This is a genomic window from Clostridioides sp. ES-S-0006-03, from assembly GCF_020662275.1.
Taxonomy (GTDB): domain Bacteria; phylum Bacillota; class Clostridia; order Peptostreptococcales; family Peptostreptococcaceae; genus Clostridioides.
In genome coordinates, this window is the sequence record NZ_JADGMM010000002.1 from 75,017 (window position 1) to 89,329 (window position 14,313).

14 protein-coding genes and 1 riboswitch are annotated in these 14,313 nt (G+C 26.6%); of the genes, 11 read left to right on the top strand and 3 right to left on the bottom strand.

Features of this window, described 5'->3' with window-relative positions:
- Nucleotides 1-66: 66 nt before the first annotated feature.
- From IR151_RS02470 to IR151_RS02480, 3 genes are read left to right on the top strand one after another with little or no spacing between them, the layout of a single operon-like run.
- On the top strand, nt 67-837 hold the full coding sequence (locus IR151_RS02470; protein WP_227432848.1) for an ABC transporter permease: 771 nt from the start codon (nt 67-69) through the stop codon (nt 835-837).
- Nucleotides 830-1,561: an ABC transporter ATP-binding protein gene (locus IR151_RS02475; protein ID WP_227432849.1), complete on the top strand. Its 732-nt coding sequence runs from the start codon at nt 830-832 to the stop codon at nt 1,559-1,561. The genes IR151_RS02470 and IR151_RS02475 overlap by 8 nt, the downstream gene beginning before the upstream one ends.
- Nucleotides 1,562-1,594: 33 nt before the next feature.
- Complete coding sequence (locus IR151_RS02480; RefSeq protein WP_255619376.1) at nt 1,595-2,557, top strand: NrtA/SsuA/CpmA family ABC transporter substrate-binding protein; 963 nt, start codon at nt 1,595-1,597, stop codon at nt 2,555-2,557.
- Nucleotides 2,558-2,672: 115 nt separating this feature from the next.
- Here IR151_RS02480 and IR151_RS02485 read toward each other — a convergent pair whose 3' ends face one another.
- Nucleotides 2,673-3,269 (bottom strand): DUF3793 family protein, encoded by a 597-nt coding sequence (locus IR151_RS02485; protein ID WP_227432851.1) that lies wholly within the window; start codon nt 3,267-3,269, stop codon nt 2,673-2,675.
- 244 nt (nt 3,270-3,513) lie between these two features.
- On the opposite strand from IR151_RS02485, the gene IR151_RS02490 reads away from it, so the two are divergent.
- On the top strand, nt 3,514-4,113 hold the full coding sequence (locus tag IR151_RS02490) for a hypothetical protein (RefSeq protein ID WP_227432853.1): 600 nt from the start codon (nt 3,514-3,516) through the stop codon (nt 4,111-4,113).
- A 152-nt stretch (nt 4,114-4,265) separates the two neighbouring features.
- Here the strand turns inward: IR151_RS02490 and IR151_RS20335 are convergent, their stop codons facing one another.
- Nucleotides 4,266-4,364, bottom strand: a complete 99-nt coding sequence (locus tag IR151_RS20335) for a cysteine-rich KTR domain-containing protein (protein WP_227433305.1) — start codon at nt 4,362-4,364, stop codon at nt 4,266-4,268.
- 26 nt (nt 4,365-4,390) lie between these two features.
- Entirely contained in the window at nt 4,391-5,122 is a 732-nt protein-coding gene (locus tag IR151_RS02500; protein ID WP_227432854.1) for an alpha/beta fold hydrolase, read from the bottom strand.
- A 350-nt stretch (nt 5,123-5,472) separates the two neighbouring features.
- Nucleotides 5,473-5,579, top strand: a riboswitch (SAM riboswitch).
- A gap of 118 nt (nt 5,580-5,697) precedes the next feature.
- Here IR151_RS02500 and IR151_RS02505 point away from each other — a divergent pair.
- The 7 genes from IR151_RS02505 to proC all read left to right on the top strand — a co-directional run bounded on the left by IR151_RS02505 (nt 5,698) and on the right by proC (nt 14,271).
- Nucleotides 5,698-6,663, top strand: coding sequence for a methionine ABC transporter ATP-binding protein (locus IR151_RS02505; RefSeq protein ID WP_227432855.1), 966 nt, complete (start codon nt 5,698-5,700; stop codon nt 6,661-6,663).
- Entirely contained in the window at nt 6,656-7,312 is a 657-nt protein-coding gene (locus IR151_RS02510) for a methionine ABC transporter permease (protein ID WP_227432857.1), read from the top strand. Before IR151_RS02505 ends, IR151_RS02510 begins: the two co-directional genes overlap by 8 nt.
- A 37-nt stretch (nt 7,313-7,349) precedes the next feature.
- Nucleotides 7,350-8,141, top strand: coding sequence for a MetQ/NlpA family ABC transporter substrate-binding protein (locus IR151_RS02515; protein ID WP_227432859.1), 792 nt, complete (start codon nt 7,350-7,352; stop codon nt 8,139-8,141).
- A 148-nt stretch (nt 8,142-8,289) separates the two neighbouring features.
- Nucleotides 8,290-11,028, top strand: coding sequence for a PAS domain-containing sensor histidine kinase (locus IR151_RS02520; protein ID WP_227432861.1), 2,739 nt, complete (start codon nt 8,290-8,292; stop codon nt 11,026-11,028).
- 114 nt (nt 11,029-11,142) lie between these two features.
- Entirely contained in the window at nt 11,143-11,751 is a 609-nt protein-coding gene (locus tag IR151_RS02525) for a DNA-3-methyladenine glycosylase (protein WP_227432862.1), read from the top strand.
- Nucleotides 11,752-12,840: 1,089 nt separating this feature from the next.
- Nucleotides 12,841-13,431 carry a helix-turn-helix domain-containing protein gene (locus tag IR151_RS02530; RefSeq protein WP_413840640.1) on the top strand — a complete coding sequence of 197 codons (591 nt, stop codon included), beginning with the start codon at nt 12,841-12,843 and terminating at the stop codon, nt 13,429-13,431.
- A 36-nt stretch (nt 13,432-13,467) separates the two neighbouring features.
- On the top strand, nt 13,468-14,271 hold the full coding sequence (proC, locus tag IR151_RS02535; protein ID WP_227432864.1) for a pyrroline-5-carboxylate reductase: 804 nt from the start codon (nt 13,468-13,470) through the stop codon (nt 14,269-14,271).
- Nucleotides 14,272-14,313: the final 42 nt, after the last annotated feature.

Sequence of the window (14,313 nt, forward strand, 5' to 3'; positions counted from 1 at the left end):
TAGCTTAAAATATATTTAAAGAATAAAAAGGGTAGCAGGGGTAGGTATATTAAAAAGGAGTATTAGATGCTGGAGAGAATTCATAGAAAGTTTAAAGGATATTACATTTTCTTACTAATCTTAGTTTTATGGAAAATTGTATGTGTTTTAGGTATATGGAGTAGCTATATTTTGCCTCCGCCTGAAAGAGTTTTGGAAACTTTTATAAAAATGATAAATGATGGTTCTATTTTTTTAAATGTTTATGCTAGTGTGAAGAGGATATTTATAGGTTTTTTAATAAGTTCATTGATAGCAATACCACTTGGAATCGTGTTTGGTGTAAATAAAAAAATGTATGAATATTTCAAGCCACTATTTGAATTTATGAGAAGTACACCTCCACTAGCCTTAATACCTATGCTGATTTTATGGTTTGGTATAGGTGAAGAGTCTAAAATTATAATTATAGTTTTAGCATCGTTTTTTCCAATATTTTTAAATACACTAAAAGGGATAAAAAATTGTGACAGTAAATTAATTGAAGTAGGCAAGTCTTTTAATTTATCTAAGAAAAGAATTTTTTGCAAAATAATAATTCCTAATTCTATGTTAGATATTGTTGTTGGACTTAGTTTAGGTCTTGGGTATAGCTTTAGAGCTATAATTGGTGCAGAACTTATTGCGGCTTCTTCAGGTTTAGGATACTTGATTTCTGACGGTAAGGATATGTCAAGAACTGATATTGTACTGGTTGGAATTTTTGTTATTGGTTTTTTAGGTATACTTTCAGATTATCTATTTTCAATGGCAATAGCAAAATTTAGTAAAGGGAAGCAGGTTGATTTAAATGGTTAGAAATGGATTTTTATTAGAGAATATACATAAAAAGTATTTAGTTGATAATAAAGAACATTTAGTGCTTGATGATATATCATTAAGTATATCTAGCGAAGAAATAACGGTTATACTAGGGGAAAGTGGCTGTGGGAAGACAACCTTGCTTAGAATTTTAGCAGGTCTTGAAAGTACTACTAGTGGAAATGTATATTTTTTTAATAATGATAAAAAGTGTATCCCAAAAGTAGGAGTTGTTTTTCAAGAAAGTAGACTAATGCCATGGCTAAATGTAAGTGAAAATATACTTTTACATACTGAAAAAAATAATAGAAATAAAGTTGATTTAGATAGATATTTAAAGATGATGAAACTTGAAAAGTTTAAGAACTCATATCCAAATGAGTTATCAGGAGGAATGGCTCACAGGGTAAGTATTGCAAGAGCTCTTTCTTTTAATCCAGATATTCTATTGATGGATGAGCCATTTGCAGCATTAGATTATTTTACAAGAAGAAAAATGCAAAAAGAAGTAGTAAATATCCATAAAAATACTAAAAAAGGGGTAGTATTTGTAACTCATAATATAGAAGAAGCTATGGAAATAGCAAAGAAAATAATTGTTTTTAGTAAAAATAAAGGGATTAAACAATTTAGTGTCGAAGATGAATATAATAGAGATTTAACTAAAAGCTATTATATAAGCTTAAAAAAAGAAATATTAAGGGAATTGGGGGAGTTTTAAGTGATTAAAAGAAACAAAAAAATTTTAGCAGTAATGACATCTTTAGTAATGGTATTGGTTGGGACTGTGGGATGTTCAACCAAAGAAGAGGGTAATAAAGATGTTCCTACAAAAAAAGAGACTAGTTTACCTAAGGAAATAAATTTAACCTATGTGAAGTCTCCACTTAACGTTCCAAGTATACTGGAAAAGAAAGATGATTCATTTGGTAAGGAATTTAAAAAGGATAATATAAAAGTTAATTTTCATGAACTAACAACAGGCCCAGAACAAACTCAGGCACTAGCTGCTGGAGAATTAGACTTTTTACATGCATTAGGTGGAACATCTGCTATAATAGCAGCATCTAATGGAGTTGGACTTAAAGTTACAAATATCTATAGTAGATCACCAAAAGGATATATGCTTATAACTAACAATGAAAATATCAAATCTATAAAAGATTTAAAAGGTAAGAAAATTGTAGGTCCAAAAGGGACTATACTTCATCAATTATTGATTGCTGCACTTGCTAAGGAAGGTTATACGATAGATGATGTTGAATATGTAAACATGGATATTCCTAGTGCTGCCTCTGCATTAGAAAGTAAAAGTGCAGATGTTGCAATGCTTGCAGGGCCAGTGGCTTTAAAAACAATAAATGCAGGTAGCAAAATGATAGTAAATGGAGAAGGTTTAGTTAGTGGAATAATAGTTACTGCAGTAAGTGATGATTTTGCTCAAAAATATCCTGAATTAGTAAAAAGATTTATGAAAGTTCATGAAGAGACTTTAAAATATATGGATGAGAATAAAGATAAGGTAATGGAAGAGGTATCAAAAGAAGTTGGTTTAACTTTAGATGAAACAAAGGAAATGTATTCTTGGTATGATTTTAGTTCTAAGATAACAGATAAGGACATAAAAGAGTTAGAGGATACACAAGAATTCTTGATGTCTAATGGAATGCAAGAAAAGAAAATAAATATTAAAGATATGTTATATAACCAAAATTAGTATATTAAGAAATTAGCATATTAAAATAGAAAATACATCCTTAAGTTATTGTGATAATAACATGATAAAAAAGGATGTATTTTTATTTTTAATTATTTTATAGAATAAAATCTAATTAGAAACAGCTTACTATTTTATCTACACTTATGTAGTCAAGTAATTTTCTCATTTTTTTACGATGAAGCAAGAACTTAGAATATGTGTCTTCTGATTGTTTTGGATCACCATAAACTTTCCAATACCTAATCATAGAAACTTCATAGTTACTATATCCCATAAATCCAATTACATCTTTAAGGGGATATCCTAAAAAAATACCTATTTCATCAGGAAAAGTATCAGTTTTAAGCTTTTCAACTAGATGCTCTAAATAAGCATTTACATTAGTATTTTGTTTGTATCCTAAAAACTTCAAGAAATTTACTGTTTTTTTACATTTTAATCTTTCTGACAATGCTGTTTTATTTACAAATAAAATTTTTAATCCTTTTTTTTCTTTATCAATAACTATAAAATCTATTCTTTTACAATTATATAGATATTTGTAAATATCATTAATTTTTTCCTCTCTATTTACATCAGTAAATGAAATATTTATTATTTCAGCAGGTTTAGAGCCTAAAAAAACTGGACCTAAAACTTCTAAAAGCCATTTTATATATGATGATTCAATTTTATTCTTACAACAAAATTGTGAATTGCAACAATGCATAAAAGATAACCTCCTTCAAATGAAAATTAATATCAATTAATTAAATTATACTATGAATGATAATCAATATCAATAATAAAATTATATTTTTTTTATTAATTACTTATCTATTATAATTTCCCAAAAAATAAATTATAAATTGTTTAATTTTAGTAAATAAAAAATAAAAATATAGAAATACTAAATTGAGAAAGAACTTTATTAAAACTTTTTGTAATATAAAACATCTAGGAGGATAATAAAAATGAAATTAAAAAGAACTTTATTTGTAGGACTAGCGTTAGTATTAGCTATAGGTATGACTGCTTGTACTAAAAAAACTGAAAAACCAAATGAAAATGCAGGAAAAAATCCAAATGAATCAGTAAACAACAATGAAGGTTATATGAATTATTATTCAACAAGCTATAATGATTATATAGCAGGTTTAAATAGATATTCTATTTATGATACTCCAGAAAGTATAAATAATCAATTTAAAGATAAAGAATATCCAGGAAATGAAAAATATTTAAGTGATGTAAAGGCTGCATACAAAGACAGTAGAGACAAAATACAATCATTTGTAACATCTCTTAAAAAAGATGGTAAAACAGAAGATGCTGAATTAAAGAAAATGAATGATGAATTAATAACTGAAGGTGAAAGATTAGTAAAAGATATAGATGCTAGATTAGAGAAATTAGATAAAGTATCTGATGAAGATATGAAAAAAGGTCAAAATGACTTTATGAAACTAGTTCATGGAACAGAAGATGTTGGAAATGATATAGGTAGTGGTTTTAGAAAAATGATAAAAGACATGAATGATAGATTAGGAATAACAGGAAATAATAAAAAATAGTAGAATAACCTGCCAATATCAACAATAAAAATTATTTTATAAAGCGCTGTAAAGCCACACGAACACTATGTTTGTGTGGCTTTATGTGTTTCTGTTTTAGTTGCTTAAAAATTCCGTTTTACGCCTATTTGATTTCAATATTTAATGATGGCTTATAAAAACAGTAAAAAAATATAAAACGAGAAATTTTCAGGTATAGTATCTAATCGAATTTTTAGCCTTGTTTTGTTGCCACATACAGGATAGCGTATCTACTCTATTTTTATAATGCTTTACTTTATTTCGATAAATAATTTAGAACACGATTATTAAAATCTTTTGCTTCCTCATACGCAGCATGTCCAAGACCTTTATATATAAATAATTCGCTGTCCTTAATTTTATCAGTTAATTCAACAGAAGAAGTTACACCAACTATCTTATCGTTATCGCCCCCAATTATCAAAGTGGGACATATAATATTATTCAACTCCATATATGCATCATGCTGAATACAAGAGGATGCTTGTATGAGAAACCGTCTAAAATCTTTAGGTTTACCGATTTTCCCAAGCAAGGGGTAAAGAAAACGATATTTTTTTAGATAATTCTCTGAATAAGAATTTTCTGATATGTCAATCATTAGATGCTTATATTTTTCTTGCTCTGCCAATGTAATCCAATTCCCAACAACTTCTTGTATGTTTTTATTCTGCTTTGATAGCGTAACTGCCAGTACGAGTTTCTCAATTAAATCGGGATAATCAATAGCAAGGTATTGTGCTATCATTCCACCTTGAGAAATACCTAAAACTTTAGCTTTAGTGATACCAAGTATTTTCATGGCTTTCGCTTGGTCTTTAGCCATATCTCGTGTAGAATAACCTTCTTTTAAATGGTTTTTTCTGCTAAAAACATATACTTTATAGTCTTTGGCGTACATGCGATATGCTATAGCCATTGCGATAGCCATTCTTTTGACTGTGGTTAATCCATCGCCTAGTCCAGGAAGCATGATTAATATTTTCACAAATATTTAATTCGCATTTTAAAATAGTTCGTTTTTATTTTTTACTCCAAGTTCTTTGCAAATAAGTTCTTTATATGCTTCTACTTTTGCTGGAAAATCACTAACATTCTACTCGAAGAAATCCACATCCAAATAGAAATTAGATAGAACAAGTATCAGTTTTGTCAAAATAATTGAAAGAGTAGTATCTTGATATCCATTTTCTAAACTGATATGAGGTTTTATGAACTTTGTTTTCAATTCAGAATAATAAAAAATAAAAATTTCAAATAAATTTATTGACAAATATTATTAATAAATATATTATATATAACATAGCAAGAAATGATAATCGAATTAAATTAAATAACGTCTTATCAAGAGTGGTGGAGGGACTGGCCCTTTGAAACCCGGCAACCAGTATATTTTATATACATTGGTGCTAAATCCTGCAACTAATATAGTTGATAGATGAGTATAAATAGCTTTCTAAGCCTGAGTTTATACTCAGGCTTTTATTTTGTTAGATACAAATTTAAAATACATAAATAAAAATAAACATACAAATTGAGCAGAATATGTGGGGAGGAAATTTTATGATTAGCATAAAAAATGTTAATAAGTATTATGGAAAGACTCAAGTACTTAAAGATGTAAGTATTGAGATAGAATCTGGAGAAATTTTTGGAATAATAGGTCATAGTGGTGCTGGAAAATCAACACTACTTAGATGTATAAATGGGCTAGAAGAATATCAAGAAGGTAGTGTGCTTGTATCTAATAAGGAAGTAAAGTCATTAAATGAAAAGCAAATGAGGGATTTAAGAAAAGAGTTAGGTATGATTTTTCAACACTTTTCATTACTTGAAAGAAAAACAGTGTTTGATAATGTAGCATTACCTTTAGAGTGCTTTGGATATACAAAGGCAGAAATAAAAAAAAGAGTTTTAGAGTTACTAGAAGTGGTTGGTATATCTGAAAAGAAAAATGATAAACCAAGAAACTTAAGTGGTGGTCAAAAACAGAGAGTTGCAATTGCTAGGGCTTTAGCACTAAACCCACAAGTACTTCTTTGTGATGAAGCAACTTCAGCACTAGACCCAAATACTACAAAATCAATTCTTTCATTACTTGAAGATATAAACAAAAACCTAGGAATAACAATAATAGTTGTAACTCACCAAATGGAAGTTATAAAACAAATTTGTGGAAGAGTGGCAATAATGGAAAATGGAGAGGTATTAGAAATAGGAGATACAGAAGAAATTTTCTTGAGAAATACTAAAGGACTTAGAAAATTAATAGGTGAAGAAAGTATAATTTTACCAAAAGGAACAAATATAAAAATACTATTCCCTAAAGACATTTCTAATGAAGCTATTATTACAACAATGGCAAGAGAGTTAAACATAGATGTATCTATAATATTTGGGAAATTAGAACAATTTAAAGAAGATATTTTAGGTTCACTTATTATAAATGTTTCAGATAAAAGTGGAGATAAAGTAAAACAGTATCTTACAGATAAGGACATAAGATGGGAGGAAATGATAAATGAATAGTCTAATTGATTTTTTAACAACACTATTTCCAAATGCATTACTACAAACTTTATATATGGTCATAGTACCAACCGTAGTGGCAACAATATTAGGATTTATACTAGCAATTATATTAGTAGTGACAAAACCAGATGGATTAAAACCAAATAGTACGATTAATAGTGCACTAGGATTTATAGTAAACATATTTAGAAGTTTCCCATTTATGATACTTATAGTTGCAATGATTCCAATAACAAGATTAATTGTTGGAACAAGTATAGGAGAAACTGCTGCAATAGTACCAATAACTATTGGTGCAGCACCATTTATCGCTAGGATTATAGAAAGTTCATTAAACGAAGTTGATAAGGGACTAATAGAGGCTGCCAAATCTTTTGGAGCTACAAAAAAACAAATAGTATTTAAAGTTATGATAAAAGAAGCAATGCCTTCAATAGTATCTGGAATTACATTATCAGTAATTTCTATACTTGGCTATACAGCTATGGCAGGTGCAGTAGGAGCTGGTGGACTAGGTAATATAGCTCTTATTTACGGATACCAAAGATTTGACACAGCAGTAATGGTTTATACAGTAATAGCACTTGTAATACTAGTTCAAATAATACAAGGTTTAGGAAATCTAGCTTATAAGAAACTAAAATAATTTAATCAATAAAACATTTTTAAAGGGGGAGTAAAAAATGAAATTAAAAAAATTATTATCAGTAGCATTAGTGTCAGCAATAGCAATATCAGCAGTAGGATGTTCAAACAAAGAGGATAAAAAAATATTAGTAGGGGCATCATCAAATCCACATGCAAAAATATTGGAAGTTGCAAAACCTTTATTAAAAGAAAAAGGATATGATTTAGAAGTAAAGATATTTGATGATTATGTGCTTCCAAATACAGCTTTAGATGAAGGTTCTTTGGATGCTAACTTCTTTCAACATATTCCATTTTTAGAGGAGACTGTGAAGGAAAAGGAATATAAACTTACTTATACATCTAAAGTTCATATAGAGCCAATGGGATTCTATTCAGAAAAAGTTAAATCATTAGATGAAGTAAAAGATGGAGCAGTTATAGCTGTACCAAATGATGCGACTAATGGAGCTAGAGCACTTAAATTATTAGCAAAGCATAAATTAATAGAAGTAAAGGATGGCGAACTTATAACTAAAAAAGATATAACTAAAAATCCTAAAAATATACAAATAAAAGAAATGAATGCAGAACAATTACCAACAGTATTAAAAGATGTTGATGGAGCAGTAATAAATTCTAACTATGCTTTAACAGCGAATTTAAATCCTACTAAAGATGCAATAGTAATAGAATCAAGCGATTCTCCATATGTAAATATAATTGCTTGTAGAGAAGATAATAAAGATAGCGATAAGATTAAAGCTTTATCAGAGGCTATGAATAGTAAAGAAGTTAAAAAGTTTATACAAGATGAATATAAAGGAAGTATAGTTCCAGCTTTTTAAATTAAATATACAAAATCTATAAAATGAGTAAAATTTTAAAAACTTTACTCATTTTTTTTTATAACTAGAAAGTGACAAATTTTTTGGGAGAATTGTGGTAACATATTTATAGATAAAACTATATAAAAATGAAGAAGTGGTGGAGAATATGGAATCTAAAGGAACTTTAAGGAAGAATAAGGGCTATATATTGGCTAATGGGTTATTTTTAATTATTGCACTTTTGAATATAAATTTGTATACAGTTTCCATAAATATGTATAGAATAATTTTACTTTGGATATTTGGATATTCTATAGTTTATATAACTAGTTTTGAAAAAGATGAATTTATAAACATACTAAAATTAGGATGCCTTGTATTAGTTTTTGTGGGGATTTTAGGCATAGCAGAATTAGAGATTCAAAAATTCCAAGTTATGATACTCAATTTAAGTATAATTAATATATCTACATTTATATACTTAACAATTTCTAAAATAAAAAAACTGAGAATAAGTCATTTGTTGATTTTCAACAGTACTTTTGTAATAGTAGATTATCTTCTAAGAAGTATTTTTAATAACTTTTATTTGAATATGATTATTATGGCAATTAATGTTGCCATGTCCTTGTTCAATTTATTGTTTGTATTAAACAAAACTAATAGTGAAACTGAACATTATAGCTTAATAAAAAATTTATCATACTTTGCTTTATTTGCAACTATTATAGGTTTTATAACAACTTGTCAAATTAGTATAGTAGATACAGATAGATTAATAGGAGTAGTGTATTTATTGTTATGTAATTATACTTACTATGTGTATGTATACAGTCTAATTAATAGAGTGGTATATCCATATTATGAATTAAATTCAATAAATAAGAAATTAAGTAAAAAGTCAGAACAATTAAGTAAGATAAATCTAGCAATAGAAAAGGACATGACTATACAGAAAACATTAAAAAATTACATAGATGAAAGAAAAGAGTTATTAAGACAAGCACTTGATACTATACCAAATGTATGGATAATAACAGATTATGATTTTAATATAAGTTATACAAATAATGCATTTAAAGATGAATTTTCAAAGGACATGAAAAACTTTTATCACATATTAAATTTTATAAAGGAAGATGAGCATGTAGCTGAAAAGCTAAAGAAATTTGATACGGATATAAGTATAATTGATAAACAAGTAGAGTTGAATAATAAAATATATTTGTTAAGTTTAAGTAATAATGAAGAAGAAAGTAATTATTTAATAAGCTTAAATAATATTACAAATGAAATAAAAATGGATAAAGAGATAAGGGCTATAAATAAAGATTATGAAAATATAATATTAAATATACCATCTCCTATACTTGTAAGAAGTGCAGAAGGTGGTATAAAGAAGAATAAAGTAATAAGCATAAATAAAAAATATGAAAAGAGTTTTAAATGTACACCAAAAGAGCTAGTTAATATGACATTAGAAAAATATTTTGAAACCTTTAACATAGATTTTTTTGATAATAGAGAGTTTAAAAGATTAAATCTAACAAAAGAAAAGAAAGCTGAAATAGTAAGTTATAATGATACAGCAAATTGTATAATTAATTTTGTAATGTCTGATTCAGAGGGCGAAGAACATGTTGAAGAAGTAAGAGTTGGAGATTATTGGTCAAATAATAAATTATTTAAGTTACTTACATTTAGAGATATAACTAAAGAAATAAATATACTTAGAACAGTAAATGAACAAAAAATAATATATGAAAAATTATTAGATGCTATACCAGAGGCTATTTTTCTTGAAGATTTAAGTACATCAAGAGTACTCTATACGAATAGAGCTTTTAGAGAATTATTTGGAATATCAAGTGATGTACTAGGCGTAACAACACAAAAATATAGAAATATCTTAGTAAAAAAATACATAAACAATTTAAATATAGGTGAAAGAGAAAAAAGTATTCATATAGTAAATGAAAACAATCATATTAAAGAAGTAAAGATGATATCAAGAACCTTATACTTTGGGCAGAAGAGAAGTAGAGTGAGAATAATTAAAGATTTAAGTGTACAAAGAGAGTCTGAGAGACTTAAAAAAGCATTAATAAAACAAAGACAGTATGACCAGATGAAGATGGAGTTCTATGCTAATATATCTCATGAACTTAAGACCCCTTTAAATAATATCTATAGTTCAGTTCAGCTTATCGAGAATCTTTATAAAAAAGGAAAGATAATTGACTGTCAAGATATATTAAGAGAACACATAAAAATAACTAAACAAAACATGTTTAGATTATTAAGATTAATAGATAATATAATAAATATTTCTCAAGTTAAATCAGAAATATATAAGATTAAAGCGGTTAACTTTGATATTATCGATATAACAGAAAGAATAGTTACATCCATTAGCAGTTATGCAAAATCTAAGGGAATAGACTTAGTTTTTGATACAAATGAAGAAACCATGAGAGTAGGACTTGACCCAGAATCTATAGAGAGGATAATATTGAATATATTATCAAATGCTATAAAGTTTACTTTAGAAGGTGGAGAAATACTTGTAGGAATATATAAAGAGGGTGAAAATGTAGAAATACTTATAAAAGATACTGGAATAGGTATAGAAAAGGAGAAATTAAACGACATATTTAATAGATTTAAACAAATTGAAAATAGTGGTATATCAAACGAATTCGGCAGTGGAATAGGATTGTGTCTTGCAAAATCATTAATTGAAATTCAAAATGGAGAAATTTATATAGATAGTAAATTAGGAGAAGGAACAAAGGTAAAAATAATATTCCCAATTAAAGAAGTAGTTGAAGAAGTCTATGATAAATCAAATTACAACGATAATATTGAAAAATTCGAGATAGAATTTTTTGATATATATAAGTAGTAAATATTGAAATCCATTATTTTATATATTAATATACAATTAAAAGCAGACTAATTTTACTTATGATTTTAGCTGTATTTAACTGACTATAAATAAACTTTATGAGGTGGAATTTTGGAAAAGGATTTTTTTAGGAAAAATGGAATTGATTTAGCTAAATCTATATTAGGTAAATATTTAATAAGAAAATATGAAAATAAAACAATTGTTACCAAGATAGTAGAGACAGAGGCATACATGGGTATAAATGACAAAGGCGCACATGTATATGGTGATAAAAGAACTGAGAGAACTAAGCCTCTCTATTTAGATGGTGGACATATATATGTTTATTTAATTTATGGTATGTACAATTGTCTAAATCTATCAGCAAATATAGAAAATGTACCAGAGTGTGTGTTAATAAGAGGTGTCGAACCAATAACTTCTTTAAATGAGATATCTGTAAATAGATATAATAAACTGTATGATAATTTGAGTAAGTATCAAATAAAAAATATTACTAATGGACCAGGAAAACTTTGTAAGGCTTTAAAAATAGATAGAAGCTTAAATAGTAAGAGTATAATGGGTGAAGAATTATATATAAGTGACTTTTATTATGATAATGAAGGAAAAAAAGTATTTAGTGAAGATAAATTGGATATAAAAACTAGTAAACGTATAAATATAGACTATGCAGAAGAAGCAAAAGATTTTTTATGGCGTTTTTATATAGAATAGGTACTGATATCAATAAGATATATATTTATAAAAATTATTTTTTATAAATATATATCTTATTTTTTATAGAATTTTTATTTTAGTATAAATAAATTTATAAAGCAGGAGATGTATTTTCAGTAGATTTTTATAATTATTTTCAATTGTTTTGTTTATACAAACAAAGATATATTTCAACAAAATAAGTATGATAATATTATACTATAAAATAAATGAATATTAACTTTTGGACGCATTTTATTAAGAATAGTCGTGTTTATATATAAAGTTAGTTTATTTTATATTAAACAGATTATTTATTACAACAAATAATTATTTATAAAAAATAGAAAAATTTTGACAAAAAAAGAAAGTATCTTTAGAATAGAGATATATTTAAAATCGTATGATTGAGGTTATAAGGTGATTTCATATGGTTTATTATGAAAATTATTGTTAGACAGAAAATTTAAAAATGGAATTTAAAAAGATGATAAATATTTTGATAACGATTGTTAAATTAGGAAATAACAAGTCTGTATCTGTATAAATATTAGAAAAATATGTATAGTTTTAGACTGTAAAATATAAGATATTGTAGAAATAAAAAAAGGCATTGAATAGATACTATTAAATTGTAAAATTATGTTATAATTATTGTAAAGGATGTAAAAATCTGTAGAAATAGCAATATAATAAGCTTGATTTTTAATAGTTAAATTCAAATAAACTATATAATGCAATATACATAAATTAAAGATAGTAATCTGATAAAAATTATACTAATAGGATTTATATATTATGAACTATATAAATAATAAAGTAAATTATAGGAATAACTTAAGTTTTATAATATAGTTTTATAATATAAAAAAAGTCATTATAATCAGATATATTAAAAAATAGAAAAATGATTAATAAATTTTATTAAATTAGGTAGAGAGATATATATAATAAATTATAAATAATGATAAATGTGTAGACAAAAGAAAGTGAATAAATTATATTTATACTAATAAAGTTTTTTTGAGGTGAAATATTATAGATATAATAGCCTATATTTATATTCTTATATTTATATTATGAAAAAATTAAAATTATTTAGGGGTGATGGTTTTGAATAAGGACATAGGAGCAAAAATAAAGCAACTTAGAACTCAAAAACAAATGACACTGAAAGATATGAGTGAGAAAACAAACTTATCAATTGGATTTTTGTCACAGCTTGAAAGAGGATTAACAAGTGTGGCAACAGATTCATTAGGTAAAATAGCAAATGTATTGGATGTAGATTTAACTTACTTTTTTATGAAACCAAAGGAGCATAAGAGACCTGTATTAAGAAGTTATGAAAAAGAAGTTTTTGATGTAGAAAATTCAACATTTATACATTATCATTTATCATCTAATTTAAAAGAAAAAACTATGTTACCAAGATTAATTGAAATTCTTCCAAGTAAAAGTAGTGAAGAAATTTGTTGCTATGTACATAGTGGTGAAGAATTTGTATATGTTTTAGAGGGCACTCTTACAGTGTTTTTGGGTGACGAGCAAATTGAAATGTATCCAGGTGATACAATACACTACAATAGTGAAAAGAACAATCACAATTGGGTTAACTATACTAATAAGATGGTAAGAATTTTAGTGGTAAGTATACCAAATCCATTTGAAAATTCTGATACAGTTAAAGAAGCTTAAAGTTTAGTTATTACTTATTTAAGGAGGAGTATTACAGTGAAAAGAATTGGATTTATAGGTGCAGGGAATATGGCCAGTGCTATGATAGGTGGTATAGTAAATTCAAAATTAGTTGAACCTAATATGGTAACAGCATCAGCATATACTCAAGGAACTCTTGATAGAATACATGCAAATTTTGGTATAAATACTACAAAAGATTCAAAAGAGGTTACTAGAAATTCTGATATAGTAATTGTAGCTGTTAAGCCAGACATATATGATGATATTTTAGAAGAGATAAAAGATTTTGTAGATGATAGTAAGATTATAGTTACAATAGCAGCAGGAAAATCTATAAAAGATATAGAGGCAATTATAGGTGAAAATAAAAAAATAGTTAGAACTATGCCTAATACTCCTGCACTTGTAAATGAGGCTATGTCTTCAATATCTATAAATAAAAATATAAAAGATGAAGATTTAGAAGCAGTGGTAGAAGTATTTAGTTCTTTTGGAAACACTGAAGTCGTACCAGAATATCTTATAGAAGCAGTGATTGGAGCGAGTGGTTCTGCACCAGCCTATGTGTTTTTGTTTATAGAAGCTATTGCAGATGCAGCAGTAATTGCAGGAATGCCAAGACAACAAGCATATAAATTTGCAGCACAAGCAGTTATGGGTTCTGCAAAAATGGTACTTGAAACAGGAAAACATCCTGGTGAACTAAAAGATATGGTATGCTCACCTGGAGGGACTACTATAGAAGCAGTTAAAGTCCTTGAAGAGGAAGGTTTTAGAGCCTCTGTTATAAAAGCTATATGTGCATGTATAGAAAAATCTCAAAAAATGAGCAAGTAATAAGAATTTATTTGAGATAAAAAGAATTGCCTTTTATAGAAA